This is a genomic window from Nocardia sp. SYP-A9097 (genome assembly GCF_009649815.1).
Classification (GTDB): Bacteria; Actinomycetota; Actinomycetes; order Mycobacteriales; family Mycobacteriaceae; genus Nocardia.
Genome location: NZ_WJIC01000003.1, coordinates 250780 through 276052 on the forward strand (window position 1 = coordinate 250780; position 25273 = coordinate 276052).

At 66.5% G+C, this 25273-nt stretch carries 25 protein-coding genes; 11 read left to right on the forward strand and 14 right to left on the reverse strand.

Annotation, left to right across the window (positions count from 1 at the left end; all coding sequences use genetic code 11):
* Window positions 1-612 precede the first annotated feature (612 nt).
* From GFY24_RS41735 to tkt, 6 genes are all read right to left on the reverse strand, one after another.
* On the reverse strand, window positions 613-969 hold the full coding sequence (locus GFY24_RS41735; RefSeq protein ID WP_228566104.1) for a hypothetical protein: 357 nt from the start codon (window positions 967-969) through the stop codon (window positions 613-615).
* 535 nt (window positions 970-1504) lie between these two features.
* Window positions 1505-2239, reverse strand: coding sequence for a 6-phosphogluconolactonase (pgl, locus tag GFY24_RS08525; RefSeq protein WP_153804439.1), 735 nt, complete (start codon window positions 2237-2239; stop codon window positions 1505-1507).
* A complete protein-coding gene (gene opcA / locus GFY24_RS08530; RefSeq protein WP_309230680.1) occupies window positions 2232-3140 on the reverse strand; it encodes a glucose-6-phosphate dehydrogenase assembly protein OpcA in 909 nt (302 codons plus the stop codon). The genes pgl and opcA overlap by 8 nt, the downstream gene beginning before the upstream one ends.
* Entirely contained in the window at window positions 3137-4702 is a 1566-nt protein-coding gene (gene zwf / locus GFY24_RS08535) for a glucose-6-phosphate dehydrogenase (protein ID WP_309230615.1), read from the reverse strand. Before zwf ends, opcA begins: the two co-directional genes overlap by 4 nt.
* 2 nt (window positions 4703-4704) lie before the next feature.
* A complete protein-coding gene (gene tal, locus GFY24_RS08540; protein ID WP_153804441.1) occupies window positions 4705-5838 on the reverse strand; it encodes a transaldolase in 1134 nt (377 codons plus the stop codon).
* 6 nt (window positions 5839-5844) lie between these two features.
* On the reverse strand, window positions 5845-7989 hold the full coding sequence (gene tkt / locus GFY24_RS08545; protein ID WP_309230616.1) for a transketolase: 2145 nt from the start codon (window positions 7987-7989) through the stop codon (window positions 5845-5847).
* Between the two features lie 376 nt (window positions 7990-8365).
* Between tkt and GFY24_RS08550 the strand changes: the two genes are divergently transcribed.
* Window positions 8366-9352 (forward strand): heme o synthase, encoded by a 987-nt coding sequence (locus GFY24_RS08550; RefSeq protein ID WP_375336018.1) that lies wholly within the window; start codon window positions 8366-8368, stop codon window positions 9350-9352.
* A gap of 57 nt (window positions 9353-9409) precedes the next feature.
* Here GFY24_RS08550 and GFY24_RS08555 read toward each other — a convergent pair whose 3' ends face one another.
* A complete protein-coding gene (locus tag GFY24_RS08555) occupies window positions 9410-10084 on the reverse strand; it encodes a hypothetical protein (protein ID WP_153804442.1) in 675 nt (224 codons plus the stop codon).
* A 145-nt stretch (window positions 10085-10229) separates the two neighbouring features.
* Window positions 10230-10916 carry an LppP/LprE family lipoprotein gene (locus GFY24_RS08560; RefSeq protein ID WP_153804443.1) on the reverse strand — a complete coding sequence of 229 codons (687 nt, stop codon included), beginning with the start codon at window positions 10914-10916 and terminating at the stop codon, window positions 10230-10232.
* Window positions 10917-11296: 380 nt separating this feature from the next.
* Here GFY24_RS08560 and GFY24_RS08565 point away from each other — a divergent pair, with 380 nt between their 5' ends.
* The gene (locus GFY24_RS08565) at window positions 11297-11614 is read left to right on the forward strand and encodes a hypothetical protein (protein ID WP_153804444.1); all 318 of its coding nucleotides are present in this window, start codon (window positions 11297-11299) and stop codon (window positions 11612-11614) included.
* Window positions 11615-11676: 62 nt separating this feature from the next.
* Here the strand turns inward: GFY24_RS08565 and GFY24_RS08570 are convergent, their stop codons facing one another.
* Window positions 11677-12396 (reverse strand): MerR family transcriptional regulator, encoded by a 720-nt coding sequence (locus GFY24_RS08570; protein WP_309230617.1) that lies wholly within the window; start codon window positions 12394-12396, stop codon window positions 11677-11679.
* Between the two features lie 62 nt (window positions 12397-12458).
* Here GFY24_RS08570 and GFY24_RS08575 point away from each other — a divergent pair, with 62 nt between their 5' ends.
* A complete protein-coding gene (locus GFY24_RS08575) occupies window positions 12459-12935 on the forward strand; it encodes a DUF6194 family protein (protein WP_153804446.1) in 477 nt (158 codons plus the stop codon).
* A gap of 244 nt (window positions 12936-13179) precedes the next feature.
* On the opposite strand, the gene GFY24_RS08580 is transcribed toward GFY24_RS08575, so the two are convergent.
* Both GFY24_RS08580 and GFY24_RS08585 read right to left on the reverse strand, forming a co-directional pair.
* Window positions 13180-14697, reverse strand: coding sequence for a hypothetical protein (locus GFY24_RS08580; RefSeq protein ID WP_153804447.1), 1518 nt, complete (start codon window positions 14695-14697; stop codon window positions 13180-13182).
* Between the two features lie 211 nt (window positions 14698-14908).
* The gene (locus GFY24_RS08585) at window positions 14909-16384 is read right to left on the reverse strand and encodes an FAD-dependent monooxygenase (protein ID WP_153804448.1); all 1476 of its coding nucleotides are present in this window, start codon (window positions 16382-16384) and stop codon (window positions 14909-14911) included.
* A gap of 53 nt (window positions 16385-16437) precedes the next feature.
* On the opposite strand from GFY24_RS08585, the gene GFY24_RS08590 reads away from it, so the two are divergent.
* Window positions 16438-17076, forward strand: a complete 639-nt coding sequence (locus GFY24_RS08590) for a TetR/AcrR family transcriptional regulator (protein WP_309230618.1) — start codon at window positions 16438-16440, stop codon at window positions 17074-17076.
* Window position 17077: 1 nt separating this feature from the next.
* Here GFY24_RS08590 and GFY24_RS08595 read toward each other — a convergent pair whose 3' ends face one another.
* The gene (locus tag GFY24_RS08595) at window positions 17078-18043 is read right to left on the reverse strand and encodes a quinone oxidoreductase (RefSeq protein ID WP_153804729.1); all 966 of its coding nucleotides are present in this window, start codon (window positions 18041-18043) and stop codon (window positions 17078-17080) included.
* Window positions 18044-18123: 80 nt separating this feature from the next.
* On the opposite strand from GFY24_RS08595, the gene GFY24_RS08600 reads away from it, so the two are divergent.
* Window positions 18124-18474, forward strand: coding sequence for a hypothetical protein (locus tag GFY24_RS08600; protein ID WP_153804449.1), 351 nt, complete (start codon window positions 18124-18126; stop codon window positions 18472-18474).
* A gap of 49 nt (window positions 18475-18523) precedes the next feature.
* Window positions 18524-19231 (forward strand): GntR family transcriptional regulator, encoded by a 708-nt coding sequence (locus GFY24_RS08605; RefSeq protein WP_309230619.1) that lies wholly within the window; start codon window positions 18524-18526, stop codon window positions 19229-19231.
* A 70-nt stretch (window positions 19232-19301) separates the two neighbouring features.
* Here the strand turns inward: GFY24_RS08605 and GFY24_RS08610 are convergent, their stop codons facing one another.
* A complete protein-coding gene (locus GFY24_RS08610) occupies window positions 19302-19751 on the reverse strand; it encodes a PTS glucose transporter subunit IIA (protein ID WP_153804451.1) in 450 nt (149 codons plus the stop codon).
* Window positions 19748-19981: a glucose PTS transporter subunit EIIB gene (locus GFY24_RS08615; protein ID WP_153804452.1), complete on the reverse strand. Its 234-nt coding sequence runs from the start codon at window positions 19979-19981 to the stop codon at window positions 19748-19750. The genes GFY24_RS08610 and GFY24_RS08615 overlap by 4 nt, the downstream gene beginning before the upstream one ends.
* Window positions 19982-20092: 111 nt before the next feature.
* On the opposite strand from GFY24_RS08615, the gene GFY24_RS08620 reads away from it, so the two are divergent.
* The 5 genes from GFY24_RS08620 (at window position 20093) to nagB (ending at window position 25243) form a co-directional block, all read left to right on the forward strand.
* Window positions 20093-21313, forward strand: a complete 1221-nt coding sequence (locus GFY24_RS08620) for a PTS transporter subunit EIIC (protein ID WP_153804453.1) — start codon at window positions 20093-20095, stop codon at window positions 21311-21313.
* Window positions 21313-21576 (forward strand): HPr family phosphocarrier protein, encoded by a 264-nt coding sequence (locus GFY24_RS08625; RefSeq protein WP_153804454.1) that lies wholly within the window; start codon window positions 21313-21315, stop codon window positions 21574-21576. Before GFY24_RS08620 ends, GFY24_RS08625 begins: the two co-directional genes overlap by 1 nt.
* Window positions 21566-23221, forward strand: coding sequence for a phosphoenolpyruvate--protein phosphotransferase (gene ptsP, locus GFY24_RS08630; RefSeq protein WP_228566106.1), 1656 nt, complete (start codon window positions 21566-21568; stop codon window positions 23219-23221). Before GFY24_RS08625 ends, ptsP begins: the two co-directional genes overlap by 11 nt.
* Before the next feature lie 85 nt (window positions 23222-23306).
* Window positions 23307-24473 (forward strand): amidohydrolase family protein, encoded by a 1167-nt coding sequence (locus GFY24_RS08635; protein ID WP_309230620.1) that lies wholly within the window; start codon window positions 23307-23309, stop codon window positions 24471-24473.
* Complete coding sequence (gene nagB / locus GFY24_RS08640) at window positions 24461-25243, forward strand: glucosamine-6-phosphate deaminase (protein ID WP_153804456.1); 783 nt, start codon at window positions 24461-24463, stop codon at window positions 25241-25243. The genes GFY24_RS08635 and nagB overlap by 13 nt, the downstream gene beginning before the upstream one ends.
* Window positions 25244-25273: the final 30 nt, after the last annotated feature.

A 25273-nucleotide genomic window follows, 5' to 3' on the forward strand; every position in this document is an offset into this window, starting at 1 on the left:
CCAACTGGAGTAGATCCGTTTGCCCACCAGGACCAACGGCCGGTGCCCCCCTGGGTACCGGCCGTGTGCACTGCGTCCGATCGACGGATCAGCCTGCCGAGCCCGTCATGCCGACGAAGAATGCCGAACCCTTGAACCCAAGCCCGAAATCCAACCCTCAGTTCCCAGTGATCGATCGTCCAGGGTCCCGTGAGGGTGTTGGTTTGAACGTTCCCACAACCTTCCAGCCCGGCTGGAAGGTGCGAGAGCGCGCCTGATGGGGGAGCGAAGGTCGGGTACGACAGGCGACGCCACCAGCACTGCCGCGTTTGTCTTGATTCTCCCGAACCTCGACCGAACGTGCTGTCCCGCATGGTATTCGGCTACGAAGGCCCCGGGACCATTCCCCGTGCGAGGCGGAGGAATCCGCTTCGCGGTGGTGCGCCGACGCAGGGTCAAGGACGCGCGGAGCGACATCACGCGCAGAACCTCACTAGGACATCGAAGGTGACGTAGCCACGGTTGGTACCCGGCGGTTGCACGGCGGCCCCGACCGTACGCGTTTCGGTTTCGACGTAAGGCTGGATATTTTCGAGCCGACCGCCTACCGCCAAGTATTTGAGCCGGGCGTCGTCACCGTTCACTGCTGTCGCCGCCTGCGCTATTGGGATCGCCAAGGCCGCGGCCGGCAGTGGAGTTCTGCTGAGTCAGCGGTAGTACCGTTGCGAGCCACTGTCTGAACGTGGCGAAGTCGCTGTGCCGCAGTCCGATCCGCGGGTGTACGCGATGCAGGAGAGCTCGACCTCGGTGGTGCTCGGATATCCAATCCTGGTCGCCATCGCCGAGCTCGTCATCGATCCAGATGAATGGCCGCCCGGCAGCCCACTCGACCAATGTGCGTGTCTTCCAATGCAATCCGAACCATTCGTCGATCCGATAGTCGGCCCGCTCCGGCCATTCCACCACCGCCAGCACGGGCAATCCCAACACGGGACCGACAGCATGGTTGGCCTCGTGCATCCAGGTAGTCGCCCACACCAACTCGCAGGGCAGTGCCGACAGCAACGGCCCAAGGCCAGGGTCGATTCGATCGACAAGAGGGTTCGCTCCATCCAGCCGTTCTTGTGCGGGCGGTGACCCCGGCGGCGCACCCGTGGGTGCCCCGCCGAAGGGTATGAGAGGGCCGTCGACGTCGAGAAAGAGCACAGGCAGAGGATTTGTCGGACGCGCCGTCTGCCTCGGCTAGCCGCTCGATCAGTAACTCCAGATCTGCGGCCGCGCTCCACATGATCGTCATGATATTGAATCGCGACATGCCACCGGGCCGGTTCGTGGTCCCGGCGTTTCGCGGCGCCGGTGCATTGGGTGATCATGGTGATCGATGCTCTGGCGACCTGGCTGGCTCAGTGATGGATGTGGTGCAGCCGGGGAAGTGATCGTAAGCGGTGCCAGGTCGGAGGGGTGGGTAGATGCGAAAGCCGAGTCGCCCGTGGGGGACTCGGCTTTGGCGGGGGTGAAGGCGAAGCTAGCGGGGGAGGTCCGTTGCTGCGGCTTCGTCGAGGAGCCAGGTGGTGGATTCGGTGCCGATGGCTCCGGCGGACGGAACATCGAGGGGGGAAGCACCATTGAGGGCTGCGGCTACGGCTGCGGCCTTTGCCTCGCCTGCGACGATGAGCATCACGTGACGTGCCTTGCGGATGGCGGGCAGGGTGAGGGTGATGCGGACCGCCGGCGGCTTGGGTGAATGTGTTTCCGCCACAACGAGATCGTGTTCCTCGCGGGTGGCGGCGGTGTGGGGGAAGAGGGAGTTGATGTGGCCCTCGCCGCCCATGCCGAGCAGGTGTACGTCGAATGCGCCGTGTTCGGCCAGGTGGGCGTGGATGGTGGCCGCGTACTCGCCGGTGGCCTCGAGGACGTCGGGGTAGTCGCCGCTGGAGGTTTCGGTGGGGTGGACCCGGGCAGGGTCGACGGGGACGTGGTCGAGCAATGCCTGGCGGGCTTGCAGGTCGTTGCGCTCGGGGTCTCCGGTGGGGACGAAACGTTCGTCGCCCCAGAAGATGTCGAGGTTGGACCAGTCGATGTCGCCGGGGGCTTTGCGTACCCATTCCAGGAGGCCGATGCCGGTGCCGCCGCCGGTGAGGACCACCGAGGCGGAGCCGCGCAGGCGCTGGGCTTCGACCACCTGCACCACGAAGCGGGCGGCGGCGGCTTGGACGAGTTCGTCCGGGGTGCCGAAGGTTTCGACGGCGGGCTTACTCATAGGTCACCCTTTCGATTCCGGTCAGCGCCTCGGCGTAGATGTCGTCGGCATCGAGGTGCCGCAATTCTTCGGCGAGGCAGTCACGAGTTTCCCTGCGCGCCAAGGCGAATCGTTGATCGGGTTCGCCGGTGCGGGTGAGGGTGGCGGTGCGGCCGTGCTGGGGGCGGGCGATGGAGATGGAGACCGACGCGCGGCGCATCTCCACCTTCAGCTCACCGATTCGGCGCACCACGGGGCAGTCCAGGCGTGCGGCCAGCCAGCCGGCCAGCATGTCCAGGGCGGGTTCCTCCCGCAGGCCCGAAACCGTCACGGACTCAACGGCTTCGAACGGAGCCTCGTCGAGGGCCGCGGCCAGCAGTGCCCGCCAATAGCTGATCCGGCTCCACGCCAGATCGGTATCGCCGGGCGCATAGCTGCCGCGCCGCTTCTTGATGGCGTCCTGCGGGTCCGGCGCGAACGTCGCGTCCGTAATGCGCCGGGTCGCAAGACGTCCCACCGAATCCTTGGACGGGAAGTCCGGTGCGCCGCGCGGCCACCACGCCACCACGGGGGTGTCGGGCAGCAGGAACGGCACCACCACACTGCTCTCGTGCGCGACCAGTTCGCCCTGCAGGCGCAGCACGATGACCTCGGCCGCGCCGGCATCGCCGCCGACCCGGATCTGTGCGTCCAAGCGCGTGGACGCATTGCGGTCACCGCGTGCGAGAACTATTACGCGACAAGGATGTTCGCGCGAGGCGTCATTGGCGGCGTCTATCGCGCCCTCGGCCTCGGAGCTGTCCAGGGTGCAGACCACCAGGGTCAGCACCCGGCCCATGGTGACCACACCGTTGGCCTCGCGCAGCTGGATGAGCCGCTTGGATACCTCGCGGGTATCGGTATCGGGCATATCGATGATCACGGTCGCCGCCATTCCCGCCCGCTGCGCGCGAGCATTTCGTCAGCGGATTCCGGACCCCACATGCCGGCCTCGTACGGGTCGGGTTTACCGTCGGCGGCCCAGTGCGCGAGCACCGGATCGAGGATGCGCCAGGACAATTCGACCTCCTCGTTGACCGGGAAGAGCGACGGAACACCCAGCAGCACATCGAGAATGAGCCGCTCGTACGCCTCGGGGGAGTCCTCGGTGAAGGCTTCGCCGTAGCTGAAGTCCATATTCACATCGCGGACCTCCATGCTGGACCCGGGTACCTTGGACCCGAATCGCATGGTGATGCCCTCATCCGGCTGGACGCGAACGACAAGGGCGTTCTGCCCGAGCTCCTCGGTCATGGTCTGATCGAACGGCAGATGCGGGGCCCGCTTGAACACGACCGCGATCTCGGTGACGCGGCGGCCCAAGCGTTTTCCGGTGCGCAGATAGAACGGCACCCCCGCCCAGCGGCGCGTCTCCACGGCGAGGGTGATCGCGGCATAGGTCTCGGTGCGCGAATTCGGGTCGAAACCCTCCTCCTGCAACAGCCCCACGACGGGCTCACTACCCTGCCACCCCGAGGTGTACTGCCCGCGCGCGGACGTCTCGTCAAGCGGCTCAACGAGTTTCACCGCCGACAGAACCTTGATCTTCTCGGTCTGCAACTGCTTGGGCTGGAAGCTGACCGGCTCCTCCATCGCCGTCAGCGCGAGCAGCTGCAGCAGATGGTTCTGGATCACATCGCGAGCCGCGCCGATACCGTCGTAATACCCTGCGCGACCGCCCAATCCGATGTCCTCGGCCATGGTGATCTGCACATGATCGACGTAATTGGCATTCCAGATCGGATCCCACAGCTGGTTCGCGAAGCGCAGTGCAAGAATATTCTGCACCGTCTCCTTGCCCAGGTAGTGGTCGATACGGAATACCGACGACTCCGGGAACACCCGATTGACCAGCGCGTTCAAATCGCGAGCGCTCTCCAGGTCATGTCCGAACGGCTTCTCGATGACCACGCGCCGCCAGGCCGGGGTCTGCCCGGCCTGCGCCAGATTCGGTTGTGCCAGGCCGTTTTTGGAGAGCTCATCGAGCACCACCGGGAATTCGGTGGGCGGAATCGCAAGGTAGAAGGCATGATTGCCGCCGGTCCCGCGATCCCGGTCCAGATCCTTGAGCGTGGTGGCCAGCCGGTGGAATGCGGCAGCGTCCTCGAAAGTGCCTTGAACGAACCGCAATCCCTCCCGCAGCTGTTCCCACACTTCCTCACGGAACGGGGTACGCGCCGAGGAGCTGACCGAATCCTTCACCAGGGCGGCGAATTCCTCATCGCTCATATCCCGCCGGGCGAACCCGACCAGGGAGAAACCGGGTGGCAGCAGCCCCCGGTTCGCCAGGTCATAGATGGCCGGCAGCAGTTTGCGCCGCGACAGGTCACCGGTTACCCCGAAAATCACCATGCTGCACGGTCCGGCGATGCGGGGAACCCGGCTGTCCCGTCCATCGCGGAGCGGGTTCCCCCTCGTGGCCGTTGTCGCCGCGCGGTCTGCCACGGTCAGTTGCCTCCGGCTACCTGGAGCTGCTCGGTGGTGGCCACCAGCAGTTCCTCCCAGGACTTCACGAACTTGTCGACACCCTCGACCTCGAGCACGCCGAACACCTCGTCCAGATTCACACCCACCGCGACGAGCTGATCGAAGACCTGCTGCGACGCCGGACCGGTGCCGGACATGGTGTCGCCGGTGATCTCGGCATGATCGGCGGCGGCCTGAAGAGTCTTTTCCGGCAACGTGTTCACCGTGTTCGGCGCCACCAACTCGGTGACATACATGGTGTCCGGGAACTCCGGATTCTTCACACCGGTAGAAGCCCACAGCGCGCGCTGCGCGTTCGCGCCACCGGAGGCCCGCAGCCGCGCGAACACCGAAGTGTGTGCGCCACCGTCGAATACATCCTGGTACGCGGCATAGGCCAAGCGCGCGTTGGCGATTCCGGCCTTACCGCGCAGCGCGAGAGCCTCGGCGGTGCCGATCGCCTCGAGGCGCTTGTCGATCTCGGTATCCACACGGGAGACGAAGAACGAAGCGACGGAATGGATCTTGGCCAGATCATGCCCGGCGGTGTGCGCGTCGGTGAGACCGCCGAGGTACGCGCCCATGACCGCGCGGTACCGCTCGACCGAGAAGATCAGCGTCACATTCACGCTGATGCCCTCGGCGATCACCCGCGAGATGGCCGGAATACCGGCCTCGGTCGCCGGAATCTTGATGAGCAGATTCGGGCGGTCCACGATCTTCCACAGCTCGACGGCCTGCGCCACCGTGCCATCGGTATCGAACGCCAGTCGCGGGTCGACCTCGATGGAGACGCGGCCGTCCTTACCGCCGGAGGCGGCGTAGACATCGGCGAAGATATCGCAGGCCGCGCGCACATCATCGGTGGTGATGGTGCGAATCGCGGAATCGACATCCGCGCCCCGGGCGGCGAGCTCGCGCACCTGAGCGTCGTAGTCATGCCCCTGCGAGAGCGCACCCTGGAAAATGGTCGGGTTGGTGGTGACACCGACGACGCTGCGAGTATCGATCAGGCCCTGAAGATTTCCGGACTTGATGCGATCCCGCGAGAGATCGTCGAGCCACACCGATACCCCTGCGGCCGACAGCGCCGCGAGGTTGGTGTTCTGAGTCATGAGTGCTTATCCCTTCACCTTGGTGAGCGAGCGGTTGGCGGCCTCGACCACAGCTTCGGTGGTGATGCCGAACTCGCGGAACAGCGTCTTGTAATCGGCCGAGGCACCGAAATGCTCGATGGACACGATCTCACCGGCATCGCCGACGAATCGGTACCACGGCATGCCGATTCCGGCCTCCACCGTGACCCGGGCCTTCACCGACGGCGGCAGCACCTCGTCACGGTAGGACTGATCCTGCGCGTCGAACCACTCCACACACGGCATGGACACCACGCGGGTGCCGACGCCCTGCGCCTCGAGCGTAGCGCGCGCGTCCACCGCCAGCTGCAGCTCCGAACCGGTGGCGATCAGGATCACCTGCGGTGTGGCGGTGGAGGATTCGGCCAGCACGTAACCGCCCTTGCGGACGCCCTCGTACGAGGTGCCCTCCTGGATCGGCAGATCCTGACGGGTCAGCGCCAGCGCCGACGGACCGTCCTGGTGCGGCGCGTCCGCGGGCACGAAATGCGAATGCCGTTCGGAGGAGTCACGTTCCAGGATGGTGCGCCAGGCGTAGGTGGTCTCATTGGCGTCACCCGGACGGACCACATTCAGGCCCGGGATGGCGCGCAATGCGGCCAGATGCTCGATCGGCTGATGCGTGGGACCGTCCTCGCCCAGGCCGATGGAGTCGTGCGTCCACACGTAGGTGACCGGGGTGCGCATGAGCGCGCCCAGCCGCACCGCGGGCCGCATGTAATCGGAGAACACCAGGAAGGTGCCACCGTACGGACGCGTAGGACCGTGCAGCGCAATGCCATTGAGGATCGAGCCCATGGCGTGCTCACGCACACCGAAGTGCAGCGTGCGGCCGTACGGGTCGGCCTTCCACATACCGGTGGAGATGTCCTCCGGGCCGAAGCTCGGGGAGTTCGGCATGGTGGTGTTGTTCGACTCCGCGAGGTCGGCCGAACCGCCCCACAGTTCCGGCAGCACCGGGGCCAGCGCCGCGAGCACCGCGCCGGACGCCTTACGAGTGGCCATGCCCTTGGGATCGGCGGGCCAGGTCGGCAGCGACTCGGCCCAGCCCTGCGGCAGGCTGCGGGTCTGCAGGCGATCGAAGAGCGCCTTGTTCTCCGGGTTGGCCGCGGCCCACGCGTCGAAACGGCCCTGCCACACGGCCTTGGCGGCCTTGGCACGATCGGCGACCTGGCCGCGGGTGTGCGCGATCACCGCGTCGTCGACCTCGAAGTTCTGCTCCGGGTCGAAGCCCAGCACCTTCTTGGTCGCGGCGACCTCGTCCTTGCCCAGCGCGGCACCGTGTGCGCTGCCGGTGTTCATCTTCGTGGGAGCCGGGTAGCCGATAATGGTGCGCAGCACGATGATCGACGGCTTATCGGTGACGGCCTGCGCCGCGGCGACAGCCTCCTCGACAGCGGTCACATTCTCGCCACCCTCGACGACCTGCACATGCCAGTCGTAGGCGCGGTAGCGTGCGGCCACATCCTCGGTGAAGGCGATGCGGGTGTCATCCTCGATGGAGATCCGGTTGTCGTCGTAGAAGACGATCAGATTGCCCAGTTGCTGCGTACCCGCCAGCGAGGACGCCTCGGAGGTGACGCCCTCCTCCAGATCACCGTCGGAGGCGATGACATAGATGAAGTGATCGAACGCGCTCTCACCCTGTGCCGCGGCCGGATCGAACAGCCCGCGCTCACGACGCGAGGCCATCGACATACCGACCGCCGAAGCCAGACCCTGACCCAGCGGACCGGTGGTGATCTCCACACCATTGGTGTGCCGGTACTCCGGGTGACCCGGGGTCAGCGAACCCCACTTGCGCAGATTGACGAGATCGTTCAGCTCCAGACCGAAGCCCGCCAGGTAGAGCTGAACGTACTGGGTGAGACTGGAGTGGCCGCAGGACAGCACGAAACGATCGCGGCCCACCCACTCCGGATCGCTCGGATCGATACGCATCACACGCTGAAACAGCGTGTACGCCAACGGTGCCAGGCTCATAGCGGTGCCCGGGTGACCGTTTCCGGCGTTCTGCACCGCGTCCGCGGCGAGGATACGAGCCGTATCAACGGCCCTGGTATCCACGTCGGACCAGTCGGTGGGGTGATGCGGCTGAGTGAGGGCGCGGATGTCGTCTGTGACTGACACGACCGAGGTTCTCCTGACCTTCTCGTCAACACTTGGGTTGTCGGCGGCTTCGCTTGGCGGGGACGATGCGCGGTGCGGCGCACCGGACTACCCACCACCCTAAAGGTGGGCGATTCCACGCCACGCGGGAACCCGCGTTCACCGGCCGACGTGTCGTACTTCGTCACCTCGCGCGGATCGGTTCGTGACCACTCCCGAGTGTGGTCGCGGACATATCTCGGTGCGCCCGGGCCGGACCTGGACGAGAGCACGGTCGCCGTGGGTCTACCATGCTCTGTAGTAGTAGCCGCGCCGGCACAGTCTTGTCTCCAAGGGAACGGCAGTGCGCGCTGCTAGTTCCAGACCGGATCAAGTGCACGGCGTGCGAGGAGAAACAGTGCGGATTGGGCAACAGCCGGGTGGCGCTCACGGCTCCTCCGGGACGGTGCTGGCCGACCGCGTCACGGGCAGCGGACCGCTGTCCGCGGGCGTCCGTCGGGTACTCGCCTACATCGCGCTCACCAAGCCCCGCGTGATCGAATTGCTGCTGGTGGCAACGATTCCGACCATGCTGCTGGCTAATCGCGGAGAGGCGGACCTGAGGCTCATCCTGGTCACGCTGTTCGGCGGCTGGATGGGTGCGGCCTCGGCGAACACGCTGAACTGCGTGGCGGACGCCGATATCGACAAGGTGATGAAGCGGACGTCCAAGCGGCCGCTCGCGCGCGAAGCGGTACCGACCCGGAATGCGGCGATCTTCGGTATCGCGCTCGGGTTGGGCTCGTTCGCGTGGCTGTGGTGGCAGGCGAATCTGCTCAGCGGCGTGCTCGTGGTGGCGACGATTCTGTTCTACGTCTTCGTCTACACGCTCGGGCTCAAGCGACGCACCTCGCAGAACGTGATCTGGGGTGGCGCGGCCGGATGTATGCCCGCGCTCGTCGGCTGGTCCGCGGTCACCGGCAATATCGGCTGGCCCGCGATCGTGCTGTTCCTGATCATCTTCTTCTGGACGCCGCCGCACACCTGGGCGCTCGCCATGCGCTACAAGGAGGACTACAAGGCCGCGGGCGTGCCCATGCTGCCGGTGGTCGCCACCGAAGAGGTCGTCACCAAGCAGATCGTCATCTACACCTGGCTGACCGTGCTCGCCACGCTCGCCCTGGTACCCGCCGCCGGAGCCATCTACGCCGCCGTGGCCATCGCCGCCGGTGCCTGGTTCCTGCTCATGGCGCATCAGCTCTACTCCGGCGTCCGTCGCGGCGAGCCCGTGAAGCCGCTGCGCCTGTTCCTGCAGTCGAACAACTACCTCGCGGTGGTCTTCTGCGGCCTGGCCGTCGACTCGGTCATGGGCTGGAACACCCTGGGCCACATCGCCTTCGGCTGACCCTCACGCTCTCGAACAAGAACCGCCGCCGGACTCCGAGTCCAGCGGCGGTTTTCGTTATACGGCTGCTGCGCCGACGCGCTCTGGGACGAGTTCCTCGGCAGCGGGCTGAGACTCGACGATCGGTGCGGGCTCCGCCACGGGTGCGGGCCGAGGTTCGGCGATGACCGCGGGCTGCCGGTCGGCGATCGAGTTGAGGTATTTCAGCTCGGCCTTGAGTTCCGCGACCTCGGCGGCGCGCTCATCGCGCACCTTCTCCTGCTCGCGCAGGCTGATCCGCAGGCTCTCGATCACATCGGTCACCGTGGTCAGCTTCCGGTCGGCTCCGGCCAATTGCCACTCCACTACGGCCCGCTGATCGACCTCCCCGCTCACATCCGACACCCACCGCACCGCGTACTCCACCCATTCCTGCGGCCGCGGCATCTTCTCCTCGCCGAAACCCTTGCGCAGCGCGGTCTTGGTGGACAGGATCTTCTCCCCGCCATCCCCCTTCACCAGCGAATTCACATGCACCAGGCTGATTTTCCCCGCGCTGGTCACCACGACCAGCAGCCGGTATTTCCCGGCAAGATGCATCCGCAACTCCGCGGCCCCGCGCCCATCGGCGTCCATGGCTCCCAGCCACGGTCCTTCGGCGGCCGCGATAATCGATTCCAGAATCCCCAATTGCCCGATGCCCCTGCGTAACCGGGTCGCCCGTTTACGTAGATCCTCGGGCGTATCTCTCATCTGATCCCAGTGCATAGCACCCGCTCTCTCCTCACCAGCCCCGAAACCTGCACCAATGAAGATATATGCGGTTCGCCTCTGAACCTGACAACGACAGCTCGCCGAACCCGCGGTGATGTCGAATGCCTACCGCCGCGAGGGCGGATCAGTTGGGCGGGAACTGGCCGTTGGCCTGGACCGTCGTGCCGCTCAGGGTGAAGGTGACGGTGCTCGGGCCGCCCTCGGGGCAGCAGAGGGGTTCGTTGGATTTCAGCCAGCGGTAGTCGACCGACACCACATTGCGTGTTTTGCCCGTCACCGAGGTGTAGCCGTACGGCTGGGAGGTGGCGGTGCCGAGGTAGGTGCCATTGGTGAAGAAGAGGATGTGCGTGTACGGGTGGATATTGCCCGAGGTGGCGACCAGATACGACAGGACACCGTCGCAGCCGTCGGCGATCGCGTCACCGCTGCCCCCGTACACCTGCCAGGGGCCGGACGCGGTGGCGGCCAGGCGGTTCATAGCCTGGTTGGCGAGGCCGGAGTTCACATCGAAGCAGAGGCCGTGGCCGCTGCCGTTCGGGGCGGCGACGGGGGTCGTCGAGGCAGGGCGCTCGGTGATCGTCGTCGCCGGGCCGGGTACGACCACGGGTGCGTCGGTGGTCGGTACGGACTGGCCGGGCTGGGTGCCCGGCTGTTCGGACTGGTCAGCCGGTTGCGTCGCTTTGGTGACCGTTGTCGCCGGGGCGGTGACCGAGCGGGTAGTCGTCGGATCCGCGGATTGCGTTGTGCTGGAACCGCATCCGCTCAGCATCAGCGCCAGGCCGGCCGTGAGCACAGCAATGGTGGCTTTCATCGAATCCCCTCGAAAGTTGTTCCGGTAACCATCCGGATAACAGTGTCCCTACCGAACATGCCGTCTCTGCCCAGGCATTCGGATCCCTTGATCCCGTAGTGCGGGAGGACTACTTGGACATCGGACCGGCTCGACTGCGTGTTAACTCGCCGACGCGCGATGTACTGCCCAAAGATTCGGTGCCCCAAGAAATGTGGGCATTCCACAATTATCCGGCGACGACCCGGCAACATCGATCGAACGCTTGCTTCGGGACCATCTGGTCTGCGATTCCCTTCCACCGGAACCCGACTCGCCGCTCTCGGAGTACACCCACAGCAAACACCATGAGGGACAATGCGTTATCCAGTGCCATAACCGACACCAGTGACCGATGAGGGTTGGGAACCGAGACCTTGGGCGTGACGTACGAGCAGGCGCGGCAAACCATTCAGGCGTTCTTCGAGTCCGACTGGCGGTGGGGCACATTCTGTCTCGACGACCGCACCATCACCGAGAACGACGAAATGTACGTCTTCAATGTGGGCGCCCGCGAATACCTGGTCGAACGAGACCGCGCCTACGCCATTCTCGCCGGCATGCCCGTCGTCTACAAGAAGGACGGCCGCCTAGGTGCGCGCGCCTCCGCCACGGTAGCCACCGACGCCACCGTTCGCTCCCGCCCCAACCCCAATCCCACGCTGACCATCCCGCGCTGATGCAACATGCATGTAATGGCGCCGGTAAACGTCGAGAAGGTGCCTGCGTGATTACATGCAAGTCAAACGGGCGGGGGAGTGCGGAGGGCGTGGAGTTCGGCCGCAGCCGCGAGCAGCGCGCGCGATCGCGCTCGGATACTCGCATCTCGGGCATCGAGCCCCGTCGATAGGTCACCGCCGCGACCTGCGGCCCGCAGCTCCGGCATCAGGTCCCGCAGCGCTGTGATGCCGTAACCGGCCAATCGGAGCTGATGAACTATTCGTGCGCTGCGTACATCCGCGGGCGTGTACGTCCGCGCCTCCGCTGGTGTGCCCCGCCCCGGGCTGACCAATCCCATTGCGTCCCAATGCCGCAACGTCGAAGCTCGAATCCCGAGCGCGCCCGCCAACTCCGAGATGGACATCGAATCCGCCGCCCGCACATCCCTGACCGGCTCCGCGGCGATGTGTTGTACCGCCTCCTTCGCGGATTCGAGATCGCGTCGCTCCCGATCGAGTTGAGCGTGTGCGGCATCGAGCATGGCGAGCAGCGTCCCCTCCGGGTCCGAATGCGCGGCGCGCATAACCCGCTTGGCCTCGACCGGCCCCGTCCCAGCCGCGAGCGCCCGGTAGGCGCGAGCCGACAACACATGCGACCGGTCATAGACCCGATACCCCGAACCCGTCCGACCCGCCGGCGGCAACACCCCATCCCGCTCCAGATTGCGCACCTGCTGCACGGAGTACCCCGACAATCGCCCCACATCAGCGGTGCGAAATACCCCCGAATGGAGACTTTCCACACTGGCACCTCCAGGTTCGAGCCGCAACCCTCCACAAGGACATGAATGTAACGCTAGAACACATGACGCTGGAAGAACTCATCGCCCATCTGGATTCCCTGCCCGGCATTCTCAATCTGGCCCCCGCCCCCGGCGACCCCGCATACCCCGAAATCGCCTGGGGCGACAACTTCTTCTACTACGCCCCAGACGGCAAAGTCCCCACCACAACCCAGCCCTTCGCGACAATCATCACCAAGGACTATCCAGACGACAGCGGCTCGAACCTCAACCGCCCCAACACCTTCCGCCTGAACATCCACGTGGGCACAGCAGCCTTCACCGCCCAGTTGGGGTACTCCCCACGTGAGTCGGCCACCCACTCCACCGACCCGAGCGCGGTGGACACCCTCTTCCCGCACCCCATCTACACCTCCACAGGATGGCTTTCGGTAGTCAACCCCGGTCCCCGCACCGCCTCCGCGGTGAACGACCTGCTGAACGCAGCCCATGCCCGCGCCCGATCCCGCTACGGCCGCCGCGCCGACTACCGAAAATGACGTCGCGATGTCGTCGGCCACCCCCGTCATTCCCGCATGCTTTTGGCGGGAATCCGCCGAAATCAGCTGAGTCGATTCAGGTGTGGATCCCGGCCAAAAGCACGCCGGGATGACGGGAGATCGCGTCCGTAGCGCCGCGACGTATGCCGAGCGGGGTTATACCGGTGAGCCGATCAGCTCGTGGATCGGGAGGGTCGTGGCCCATTCTCGGTCCATATCCTCGAGACGAATATCGGTGGGGAGATCAGCAGTTGGGGTCGAGGGGGAAGCAGGCGGGGGCGATGGTGGTCTTCGGGATGGTGGGGTCGGTGGTGGGGGTTGCCGAGGGGCGGTTGATGGTGGAGGTCTGGTGGGTGGGCTTGTTCTTGTCGGTGCTGCTGGTGCTGCCGCCGGTGCACATGGCGGCCACGGCGAGGATGAGGAGCACTGCGATCATGCCGAGGACTATCGGGAGGTCTTTGCGGCGACGCGGGCGGTCGGCGGCCGTGGGGGAGTTCGGCTGGTTCGACCAGAGCGGGAAGCCGGGGGGCGAGGGCTGGGAGGGGGCGGCGGAATAGGTTGCCTGTGGGTTCGATTCGACGGGGGGACCGGCCTGCTGACGGGGTGGCGGGTTGCCCTGGCTACCAGGCTGGGGCTGCCGGGCCTGCTGCGGGGCCGGGCCCTGCGGGAAACCCTGCCCGGCTGAGCCCGGCGGGAAGCCTTGCCCGCCTTGGCTCTGCGGAAAACCCTGTGCGGCTGGGCCGCGGGGCGCGTCGGTGCGTGGCCGGTCCTGTGGTTCGGAGGAGCCGGTGACGGCGCGGTAGGCGGCGGCCGCTGCTGCGGCACCCGCGACTCCCGCGCCCGCGCTCGCGGCACGACGACCGGTGGAGGAGAACTGTTGTGCGCCTTCGCTGCCGGGCGCTGCCGCTTCACTCGTGCTGCCCTGGCCGCCGGAGCTGCGCCGTCCGCTCGAGCCGCCCGGACCTTCGGAGCGGCGGGAACCGCCCGAGTCGATGGGCGACCCGGTGCCGGAACCGCCAGGGCCGCTGGGTGATTCGGAGCCGCGGGTCGCATCCTGCCGGCCGGGCGGGGTGGCCGGTGGCTCGGGTTGTACGGGCACCGAGGGCACCACCACCGTCGGTGCGGCCGACATCGGCAGGGCCGAGCTGCGCGCCGACTCCGGCGGCGGGAAGCCCTCCGAGACCAGATCGGAATACGTTGCGGCGGCGGCGAATCCGAGCGCGCCGAGGGCCTGGCCCACCTGCGCGGCATCCCAGGACGGCGCCGCACCCTCGGCGAGGGTGGTGAAGTAATTGCGCAGGGATGAGGGCCCGTCGCCGATGAGGACGTCGATTCCGGGTGGGAGCGTGCCCTTTTCGAGCTTTACGCGACTGCCGAGCTGGGGGACCAGCAGCACCAGCCCGCTGACCGGAACGTTCTTCCGCCCGGGCGCAGAGCGGAGTTGGGCGGCCAACTCCATCGTCTGGCGGCGCACCCGTTCGAGCGGATCGGCGTCACCGTCGATGGGGGCGGGTTTGCCGTCGACCGTCCAGGGCTCGTCCTCGGCGCAGGAGAGGGTTCCGGTGACCCGCTCGGCGAAAGCGTGCACCCCCAGCACCACACTGGTCTGCGGCGTCCACACCACGATATCGGCGTCCTGGCATTGCACGATCGCGATACCTGGCACGGCGTGTGGACCGCTCCACGATTTGAGCCAATTCACCACGGTGCGTTCGGTGCCCGACAGCCGCGACGGGTCGTCGTTGCGGACCTTCACCAACATCCAAGACCACCTCTGACCGATGCCTCTACCTGCCGGCCGCCCGAACGGTCGCCGCGACTACCTTACGGTGTCCCCGTAAGGGGTCGCGACGAATCGTCTTGCGCGGCAGCAAGATCATTCTGCACGGTGTGTGGTGTTGTCGCGCCCGGGGCGGTTTACCGGCCGGTTGCGGACGAAATGGACCAACCGCTCAGGATGTCGACGGAGTGGATCAGCGGGTCAGGAATCCGACATAACCGTCGGGCCGAACCAGGACCCGAGCGCCATCGCCGACACCGTATGCCCGATACGCGTGACCAGCGAAATCGACCAGTTCGACACCGGTGCAATCCGTCCCCGGTCGAACCACCGAGAGGATCTGGGTCCCGGCGAGCATGTCCATCTCGCCCGGGGATACCGGCTCGCCACCGAACATCAGCAGCGTCGCCTGCGGCCCCCGGAACGCCTCGAACAGTGTGAGCCTCCGTCCGGCGGCATCGACCAGTGGTGCGTCCGGCGCGCGATCCCCGGCGATGAGCTCGCGAGTCCCCGGATCGCCGGAGTCATTGCCCGCGACCACATCCCGATAGCTGATATCGAGCTGCTGCGTCCCCTCGCGATCCATGGCGTCCGCATCCCCATTGACGGTCTTGTCCAGCAGTGCCGAACTCAACCCCAGCACCCGCGCCGCCACCGAACGCCGCTCGGCCTCATAGGAATCCAATAGCGCCTCGCTCCCGGCCCTCGGATTCCGCAGCGCCGCTTCGAGTTTCCAGCCGAGGTTGTAGGCATCCTGCACCCCGGTGTTCAACCCCTGCCCGCCGGTCGGCGGATGCACATGTGCGGCATCGCCGGCCAGGAACACCCGTCCCACCCGAAAGCGTTCCGCCAGGCGAATATTCGGCCGCCACACCGTCGACCAGCTCGCTTCGCTGAGCACGATATCGGTCCGGCCGGTGCGCTCTTCCAGAAGCCGCTGCAACGCCGCCAGATCCGTGCCCGTGTCCTGGTCGAGTGGCGCCATGAACTGGAACTTGCGCCCACCGGGCAAGGGCGACATGGCGATTCCGGCCATCGGATTCTCGGCATTTGCGAACCAGTACCCGAACTCGTGATCGAGCGCATCGGCCCGCACATCCCCGAGCAGCATGCGAATCGACTCATCGGTGGTGCCCTCGAACGCGATACCGAGCACCTTGCGCACCGTGCTGCGCCCGCCATCCGCGCCCACGAGATAGGCCACCCGTACCGTTTCGGTGGCATCGCCGTGCGCCAGCGTGACGGTCACCCCGTCCTCGTCCGCCACGAATTCCGCTACACCCGTGCCGAGTTCGACCTCGACCCCGAATTCCGCCAGACGATCCCGCAGCAGCCCCTCGGTATCGGATTGCCCGAGCACCCACGGATTCGGATGCGGCACATCGGGAGTGGCCTCGCGCGGCGGTGTCATTCGCCGCTCCGCGACCAATTCCCCGCCCAGATGAATGCGCATGAGCGGTTGCGGTATCCCGGCCGCCAGCACCGCGTCCAGCACCCCGAGATCGTCGAAGACCTCGAGCGTTCGCGGCTGGATCCCGTCACCCCGCGACCCGTCGAAGAACGCGTCGGCGTGGTCGACAATGCGCACCGCGACACCGCGACGCGCCAGATCGATGGCGAGAGTGAGGCCGGTGGGACCCGCACCCGCGATGAGTACCTGCGGAAACATGACAACTCCTGAAACTGAATCGATATTCACTGAATGTGAATTCAGTATTATGGGTGGTAGTTTCCGCTGTCAAGGAGGTGGTCGAAATGGCCGGACGCCGTCAGGAGCGGTCGACCGAGACCGAAGAGGCGCTCAAATCCGCCGCGCGGCGACTGTTCGCCGAACGCGGCTACCTGAACACCAAGATCACCGACATCACCGCCGCGGCCGGCCGCGCGGCGGGCTCGTTCTACAACCACTTCGCGAGCAAGGAGGAACTACTTCAGTCGCTGCTGAAAGACCTTGCGGTGGAGGGGGATACCTCGGCCGAGGCGCCGGGTCACAATCCGGACTTCACTGATCCGGCGGCGGTCCGCTACCACGTGGACCAGTACTGGAGTTTCGCTCGCCGGAACTGGGCGGTCATGCGCGCGATGAACCAGGCCGCCCTGGTCAATGCGGAATTCGCCCAGCTGGTCACCGGTTTCGGCGCGGAACAGCGCGCCGATATCGCCGATCATCTGGACGGCTTCGCCGCCGCCGGGCTGAAACTTCCGGGCAGCGTCGACGCCAGCCTGGCCATGATGTTCCTGGCGACGAGCGGTCTGCTGCAGGCCGTCGAAGAGGGTGCGCTGGAACTCACCGATGCCGAGGCCGTCGACGCGCTCACGAGTTTCATCTACCGCGGCCTCACCGGCCGCGATATCGAATAAGTCAGGGCAGCAGCACAACCGACCCGGTTGTCTTGCGCCCCTCCAGATCTCGATGCGCCTGCTCGGCATGGGCCAGCGGATAGCTCGCCCCCACCCGCACATTGAGCGATCCATCGGCAATGGCATTCATGATATCGCCTGCGCGCCAGAGCAATTCGGCGCGATTACGGATGTAGTGCGCCAGCGTCGGCCGCGTCACGAACAGTGAACCCGCCGGATTCAACCGCTGCAGATCGAACGGCGGCACCGGCCCGCTCGCCGCGCCGTACAGCGCCAGCATGCCGCGAATTCGCACCGCCGCCAGACTGGCCTCGAAGGTGTCCTTACCGACCCCGTCATAGGCTGCCGCCACACCCACCCCATCGGTGAGTTCCCTTACCCGCGCGGCGATTTCATCGTCATAGCGCAGCACCTCGAAGGCTCCCGCCTCGCGAGAGAGCTTCTCCTTGTCATCGGTCGACACGGTGGTGATCACCCGCACCCCGCGCCCCGCCAGCAGTTGGGTCAGAATCAGTCCGACTCCGCCGGCCCCGGCATGCACGAGCACCGTCTCGCCCGCCTCGGGCTTGTAGATCGATTCGATCAGGTAGTGCGCCGTCATGCCCTGCAGCAGCGCGGAGGCCGCGACGGGCGCGGATACCCCGGCGGGCACCGGAATCGCGGAAGCCGCAGGCACCAGCACCTTCTCGGCATAGCTCCCGGGCGCGGCCGCCCATGCCACCCGATCGCCGACCCGGAAGTCGGTGACATCCGCCCCGAGAGCGGTCACCCGGCCGGTGCCCTCGGCGCCCGGAATGTAGGGCAACGACGTGGGATAGAACCCGCTCCGGATATAGGTGTCGATGAAATTGACGCCGATAGCCTCGGTCTCCACCAGTAACTGCCCCGGCCCGACCTGCGGGTCCGGAACCTCGCTGAGCCGCAGAACCTCGGGACCGCCGTTTTCGGAAACCTGGATGGCGCGCATCATCCCGTTCTACACCCGCGCCACTGTGAGCTGTACGGCGGCTCATCGACTCTGATCTACCGGTGGGTAAACTGCTCGGCATGAGCGCTACCGCTGCCCCGGCATCCGTCAAGTTGTCGCCGTCCGTCGTCGATTCCGTCAAGGGATTCCTCGCCGAGCACGGTGGTTCCGCTACCGCGGTGCTGCAGCCCATCGGTCGTATCGGCGTCCGCGTCACCCTGGTCGGTGCCGACGGTATCCTCGGTGATCGAGTCGTCGGTGACCTCGAGACCGCCAAGGCTCTCGTGGCCACCATCGACGGTCTCACCGAGGCCGATGAGTGGAACCGCGAACTCGTCAACCTCGTCACCCCGGCCAAGGGTCATTGGGCCAAGATGGCGGGCTGGGTTGCCCGGCAGAAGCGATTCCCCAAGGCGCGCAACGAGAAGTAGGTCGAATGAGCCCGCAATCCGCGGGGGCCGTACGGACCCAGAGGACGATGTGACGGGTCGAGTGACCAAACAGGCGCAGCTGCGCACCGCGCTGACGACCCTGTGCGCGCAGTTGCGCCCCGGTGAGATGCTGCCCAGCGAACGCCAGCTCTGCGACGACTACCGGGTCAGTCGTATGACGGTGCGAGAAGTGCTGGGGCAGCTCGAAACCGAGGGCGTCATCACCCGTATTCCGGGCAAGGGCACCTTCGTCGCCGAACGAGTGGCGCGCTCCCGCCTGCACATGGCGTCCTTCAGCGATGACATGCGCCGCCTCGGCCGCACGCCCAGCACGGTGGTGCTGCACACCGATTACGCTGTGCCGCCGCCCGCTTCGATCAACGCCCTCGGAACGAGCGCCGGAGACAAGGCTTTTCACCTGGTGCGTCTCCGATTGGCCGACGGCCTACCGATTTCCATCGATGACGGCTGGTACCGCGCCGACCTGCTCCCCGGCCTACTGGATCACGACCTGACGAAATCGCTCTACTCCCTGCTGGAGCAGCAGTACGACTGCCCGATCGACCGCGCCGACCAAACGGTCCGCGCGGTCGCCGCCGACGAACGCGGCGCGGGCTGGCTGGGCACCGATGTCGGCTCACCCCTGCTGGCCTTCGACCGCATGTCCTACTCCCGCGACCGCTGCATCGAACACGCCCAATCCTGGTACCGCGCGGACCGCTACCAGGTCTACATGACGGTCTCCGCGGGCGACTAGCGCGTTCGACCGCGTAAACGACTGAGCCCCAGCCTGATTCGGGCCGGGGCTCGGTTCGTTCGGAGGCGACTCAGATCGAGAAGAGTGCCTCGCCCGTAGTGACTTCGCCGGTGGCCGCGTGCTGGGCCGAGCCCGGCGCGGTGTCCATGACGACGACCGGGACGGCGGCGCTGAGTCCCAGGCGGCGAATGGCATTCGGCGAGAAGGTAACCAGAGGTTCGCCAACCTCTATTCGATCACCCTCGGTGGCCTTCACTTGGAACAGGTCCGGCTTGCCGACGGTGTCGATGCCGACGTGCAGCAGGACCCCGGCCCCATCGTCGGAGACGATGACGGCGGCGTGCGGATGCAGCTTCACGATCGAACCGGAGATCGGTGCGACGACCGTGATCGGGTCATCGGTATCGGGCGGTTCGATGGCGACGCCCGCGCCGACCAGCTCCGCCGAGAACACCGGATCGGGCACTTCGGACAAGGGGATGGCGCGGCCGGGCAGGGGCGCGAGAATCCGGGTGGTCATGGAAGTAGATCGTTGATGTCTTCGGCCAGGGCATCGGCGGTCGGGCCGACCACGACCTGAACCGCGTCACCCATCTTGACCACGCCGTGTGCGCCCGCGGCCTTGAGATCCTTCTCGTTCACCAGTGCAGGGTCCTTGACCTCGACGCGCAAGCGCGTGATGCAACCCTCCACCTCGACGATATTGCCGGCACCGCCGAGACCGGCAACGATTTGATCGACTTTCGACATCTTTCCTCCGTGCGTGTCGAGTGGACAAAGCTGGTTATAACCAGTTTACTGTGGTTATAACCAGTCACCCTATCTACTGGTGACCCTATTCACAGACTGAGGACCACCGCTATGGCCGATACCGCCCAGGGCGTGAGCAAGAAAATCGACCTCTCCGGACTGCAGAAGCTCGGCCGCAGCTTGATGCTGCCGATCGCCACGCTACCCGCCGCCGGCCTGTTGCTACGGCTAGGACAGGACGACATGCTCGGCCGCTGGTCGGCCATGAAGACCGTCGCGGATGTGCTCGCTGGAGCCGGCGGCGCACTCATCGACAACCTGCCCCTACTGTTCGCCGTCGGTATCGCCATCGGCTGGGCCAAGAAGGCCGACGGGTCCACCGCCCTGGCCGCGGTCGTCGGATACCTGGCGCTCGGTGGCGTTTTCAAGGCCATGTCCCCAGTTGTGCTGGACGGCAAGGTCGATGTCAAGGGCGCACAGCTCATGATCAATTTCGGTGTCCTCGGCGGCATCGTGATCGGCTTGACCACGGCCGTGCTGTGGCAGCGCTACCACCGCACCCAGTTGCCCGATTACCTCGGCTTCTTCTCCGGCCGACGCCTCGTCCCGATCCTGACCGCCTGCGCGGCCGTGTTGATCGGCGTGGTCATGGCGTTCATCTACCCGGCCTTCAACTCCGGCCTCACCTGGCTCGGAAACACCGTGGCGGACAACGCCGTTGCCGGTGGCGGCGTGTTCGGCTTCGCCAACCGCCTGCTGCTCCCGCTGGGCCTGCACCACATTCTGAACTCGGTCGTCTGGTTCGTGATCGGCGATTACAACGGTGTGCACGGCGATATCCCGCGCTTCCTGGCCGGCGACCCGAATGCCGGCACCTTCATGACCGGCTTCTTCCCGATCATGATGTTCGGCCTGCCCGCCGCCGCACTGGCCATCTGGCGCAATGCCAAGCCGGAGAACCGCAAGCTGATCGGCGGCATCATGCTGTCCACCGGTCTGACCGCCTTCGTCACCGGTATCACCGAGCCCCTCGAGTTCGCCTTCATCTTCGTAGCCTGGCCGCTGCTGCTCATCCACGCGATCTTCACCGGATCCGCACTGGCACTGACCAATTGGCTCGGCATCCACGACGGCTTCACCTTCTCCGCGGGCGCCATCGACTATCTGCTGAACTTCGGCAAGGCGACGCATCCGCTACTGCTCATCCCCATCGGCCTGGGCTACGCGGTGCTGTACTACGTCACCTTCAGCTTCATTATTCGACGCTGGAACCTGCCGACACCGGGCCGTGAACCCGACGAAGAAGAGATCGAGAAGGAGAACGTCGCGTAATGATCAATCGCACCGCTGTTGTTGCGTCGAAGACCGGTCTGCATGCCCGCCCGGCCGCGCTCTTCGCGCAGGCCGCCGCCAAATCGGCTGTCCCGGTGACCATTTCGGTCGACGACAAGCCGCCGGTCGCCGCAGGTAGCCTGTTGCAGATCATGACCCTGGGCGTGAAGCAGGGCGATGAGGTCGTACTCTCCACCGAGGAAGGCAATGAGGACGCCCTCGAACAGCTGGTCAAGCTGCTGGAGACCGATCTTGACGCATGAGGTGCCCGGCGTCGCCGCCGCTCCCGGGCTGGCGCTCGGACCGGTGAAGTGGCTGGCGCCCGCGCCCGTCACCAGCCCGTCCGACGCCCCCGGAAGTAATATCGACGCCGAAATCTCCCGCGCCGAAGCGGCTTTCGAGGCGGTGGCTGCGCGGTACTCCGCCCAGGCCATCGATGCCGAGGGCCCGGCCGCCGACATCCTGTTCATGACCTCTGCGCTGGCGGCCGACCCGGCCTTGCTCGATCAGGTGCGCGCCGGTATCCGTGCCGGTGGACCCACCGCGCATTCGGTCACCGAGACGGTCGCGCATTTCGCCGATCAGTTGACGGCGCTGGGCGGCATGATGGCCGAGCGAGCATCGGACCTGCGGGATGTGGGGCAGCGGGTGGTCGCCGAACTGCTCGGTGTGGATCCGCCCGGAATCCCGGACAGCGCAGAGCCTTTCGTGCTGGCCGCACAGGATCTGGCACCCGCCGATACCGCGACCCTGGATCCGGCGATCGTGGTCGGATTGCTCACCGTCGCAGGCGGGCCCACCTCGCATACCGCGATTCTGGCCAAGGCCCTGGGCATTCCGGCCGTGGTGGCCTGCCCGGACGCGGCCGATATCGCGGAGAACACCGTGGTCGTGGTCGACGGCACCACCGGTGTCGTCGAGATCGACCCGACCGCGGGGCGGCGCGCGGAAGTGCTTGCCGTGCGCGCACGACAGGCGGACGCCCCCGCCGGTCCCGGCCGCACCGCCGACGGGCACGCGGTACCGCTGCTCGCCAATGTGGGCAGTGTCGCCGACGCACAACTGGCCGTCGAACTCGGCGCGGAGGGTGTGGGCCTTTTCCGCACCGAATTCCTGTTCCTCGGAAGGCAATCCGCGCCGACCGTGGCCGAACAGACCGAGCAATACGCGGACATCTTCCGGGTCATGGGGGAGCGGCCGATCACCGTCCGCACCCTGGACGCGGGCTCGGACAAGCCGCTGCCCTTCCTCAACCTGCCGGATGAGGAGAACCCCGCGCTGGGCGTGCGCGGCTTGCGGTTGAGCAGCGTCGATGAGGGGACGCTGCTCAATCAGCTCACCGCCATCGAGGCCGCGCGCACGGCCGCCGGGGCTACCGTGAGCGTTATGGCCCCCATGGTCGGCACCGTCGAGGAGGCGCAGTACTTCGCCGCCCGCGCACGTGCGGCCGGGGTGCGCTCACCGGGCGTCATGGTGGAGATTCCGGCCGCCGCGATCCGCTCGGAACACCTTGGCGCGGAGGTGGATTTCTTCTCCATCGGCACCAACGACCTCTCTCAATACCTGTTCGGCGCGGACCGTATGTCCTCGACACTGGCCGCGCTGCACAATCCATGGCAGCCCGCGCTGGCCGCGACCATTGCCATGGTCGTCGCCGGAGCGAGTAAGCATGATGTGAAGGTCGGCGTCTGCGGCGAATCCGCGTCCAATCCCGAATTCGCCTGTGTGCTGGTCGGTCTCGGCGTCGAGACGCTGTCGATGGCACCGCGCTCCCTGGCGGGCGTGCGGGCTCAGCTCGCCGAGGTGACGCTGGAGCAATGCCGGGCCGCCGCCGCGGCGGTGGTCGCCGCGAGCACCGCCGACGATGCGGTGCGGGCGGCGAGGGTCGCATTGGGGCGGAAAAGTTGAGGGCGGCAATGCAATCCGCCGCGACCCGCCGGTTGGGTGAGTCGCGGCGAGTGAGACCGGCTCCGCGTGCGGGGGCGACTTCGCCGTGAGGACGACTCTGCGCGGCCGGGTCGTCACTCTCACCGAGGCGGGCGAACTCGCCGACGGTGTGGTGTCGTTCGACGGACCGCTGCTCGACTACGTCGGCCCGGCAACGGGATTCGACGGTGAGCTCCCCGAGCCGGTGGGGGAGCCGCCGGTGATCCTGCCCGGTCTCATCGATGTGCACTGCCACGGCGGTGGCGGATTCGGTTTCCCCGAAACGGATTCCGACGGTGTCGCTGTCGCGGCGGACTTCCACCGCAGGCGCGGCACAACCACGCTGGTCGCCTCGCTGGTCTCGGCCACCGAAGCCGAACTGCGCGAACGTATCGACGTGCTGGGCAAGGCGATCGACGACGGTCTGCTCGCGGGCATTCACCTCGAAGGACCGTTCATCAGCGAACACCGCAGGGGCGCACACAATCCCGACCGGATTATCGGGGGCGACCCGGCCATGCTGGAGCGGCTCATCGACTACGCCGGTGGGCGCATCCTCTCGGTCACCATCGCGCCCGAGACCGACAACTTCGATGCCCTGGCCGATGTGCTGGCGGACGCGAATGTGGTGCTGTCCCTGGGGCATACGGTCGCCGACTACGACCGCTCGGTGCACGCAATGCACCGCGGCTGGCGGGTATCCATCACCCACCTGTTCAATGCCATGCCCGAACTCGCACACCGCGATGTCAATTTCCTCACCGCCGCAATGGCCGCCGCCGGCCGCGGCGATGTGGTGGCCGAAGTCATCGCCGACGGTGTGCATTTGGCCGACGGCACCGTGCGCATGGTCTTCGACACCATCGGCCCGGACAATCTCGCCCTCATCACCGACGCCATGGCCGCCGCGGGCGAACCCGACGGCCGCTACCACCTGGGAAGTCTGGATGTCGTGGTGAAGGATGGTGTTTCGCGACTCTACGATCCGAATGGCGAGGGAGCTATCGCGGGTGGCACCGCGTGCGCAGCGGATGTCCTGCGCCGCACCGTCTTCCATGCGGGCGTGGACCTGACCGCCGCCACCACCGCGGCGTGCGCTACCCCCGCCCGACTGCTCGGCCGCGCAGACGAAATCGGCTCTCTCCGACCCGGCATGCGAGCCGATCTGCTCGTCACCGACCACCATCTGACCCCGATAACCGTGTACAAGGATGGACTGCAATGGAACTCGTGATCACCGATAGCGCGGCCGACGCCGGAGTACTGGCGGGCCGCATCATGGCCGACCACGTACGCCGGGGCGCTCGCGCGATCGGCCTGGCCACCGGCTCCTCCCCGCTCGGCGCGTACCGCGAACTGATTCGCCAGTATCAAGCCGGTGACTTGAGTTTCGCAGGCGTGCAAGCCTTCCTGCTCGACGAGTACATCGGCCTGCCGCCCGGCCATCCGCAGTCCTACGCCCAATTCATCCGTGACGAATTCACCTCCCACGTCGACTTCACGGACGAGAATGTGCACAGCCCCGACGGCAATGCCGCCGATATCCCCGCCGCCGCAGCCGATTACGAGCGCTCGATCGCCGAGACCGGCCGCATCTCGGTGCAGATCCTCGGCATAGGCGCGAACGGCCACATCGGCTTCAACGAACCCGGCTCCTCCCTGCGCTCGCGCACCCGCGTGAAGACCCTCACCCCGAAGACCCGCGAGGACAACGCCCGCTTCTTCGAGGACGACCTGACCCAGGTCCCCACCCACGTCCTCACCCAGGGCCTCGGAACCATCAGCGACGCAGACCATCTCCTCATGATCGCCACCGGCGCGGGCAAGGCCGATGCAGTCGCCGCCGCCGTCGAAGGCCCGCTCTCCGCCTTCTGCCCCGCCTCCATCCTGCAAATGCACCCGCACGTCACCGTCATCGTCGACCCGGCCGCCGCGGCGAGCCTGAAAGCCGTCGACTACTACCGCTTCGCAGTACAGAACAAGCCCACCTGGCAGACCTTCTGACCCAGCGCGCCCGGCCGTCAGCGTTATGCT

Bases quoted from the DNA above. Each gene is read 5' to 3' on its own strand.
- GFY24_RS08615 (WP_153804452.1), bottom strand. From the start codon at position 19,981: ATGTCGAAAGTCGATCAAATCGTTGCCGGTCTCGGCGGTGCCGGCAAT.
- GFY24_RS08555 (WP_153804442.1), bottom strand. From the start codon at position 10,084: ATGAGAGATACGCCCGAGGATCTACGTAAACGGGCGACCCGGTTACGC.
- GFY24_RS08620 (WP_153804453.1), top strand. From the start codon at position 20,093: ATGGCCGATACCGCCCAGGGCGTGAGCAAGAAAATCGACCTCTCCGGA.
- GFY24_RS08585 (WP_153804448.1), bottom strand. From the start codon at position 16,384: ATGTTTCCGCAGGTACTCATCGCGGGTGCGGGTCCCACCGGCCTCACT.
- GFY24_RS08625 (WP_153804454.1), top strand. From the start codon at position 21,313: ATGATCAATCGCACCGCTGTTGTTGCGTCGAAGACCGGTCTGCATGCC.
- pgl (WP_153804439.1), bottom strand. From the start codon at position 2,239: ATGAGTAAGCCCGCCGTCGAAACCTTCGGCACCCCGGACGAACTCGTC.
- nagB (WP_153804456.1), top strand. From the start codon at position 24,461: ATGGAACTCGTGATCACCGATAGCGCGGCCGACGCCGGAGTACTGGCG.
- tal (WP_153804441.1), bottom strand. From the start codon at position 5,838: ATGACTCAGAACACCAACCTCGCGGCGCTGTCGGCCGCAGGGGTATCG.
- GFY24_RS08595 (WP_153804729.1), bottom strand. From the start codon at position 18,043: ATGCGCGCCATCCAGGTTTCCGAAAACGGCGGTCCCGAGGTTCTGCGG.
- GFY24_RS08580 (WP_153804447.1), bottom strand. From the start codon at position 14,697: ATGTTGGTGAAGGTCCGCAACGACGACCCGTCGCGGCTGTCGGGCACC.
- GFY24_RS08610 (WP_153804451.1), bottom strand. From the start codon at position 19,751: ATGACCACCCGGATTCTCGCGCCCCTGCCCGGCCGCGCCATCCCCTTG.
- GFY24_RS08575 (WP_153804446.1), top strand. From the start codon at position 12,459: ATGACGCTGGAAGAACTCATCGCCCATCTGGATTCCCTGCCCGGCATT.
- GFY24_RS08600 (WP_153804449.1), top strand. From the start codon at position 18,124: ATGAGCGCTACCGCTGCCCCGGCATCCGTCAAGTTGTCGCCGTCCGTC.
- GFY24_RS08560 (WP_153804443.1), bottom strand. From the start codon at position 10,916: ATGAAAGCCACCATTGCTGTGCTCACGGCCGGCCTGGCGCTGATGCTG.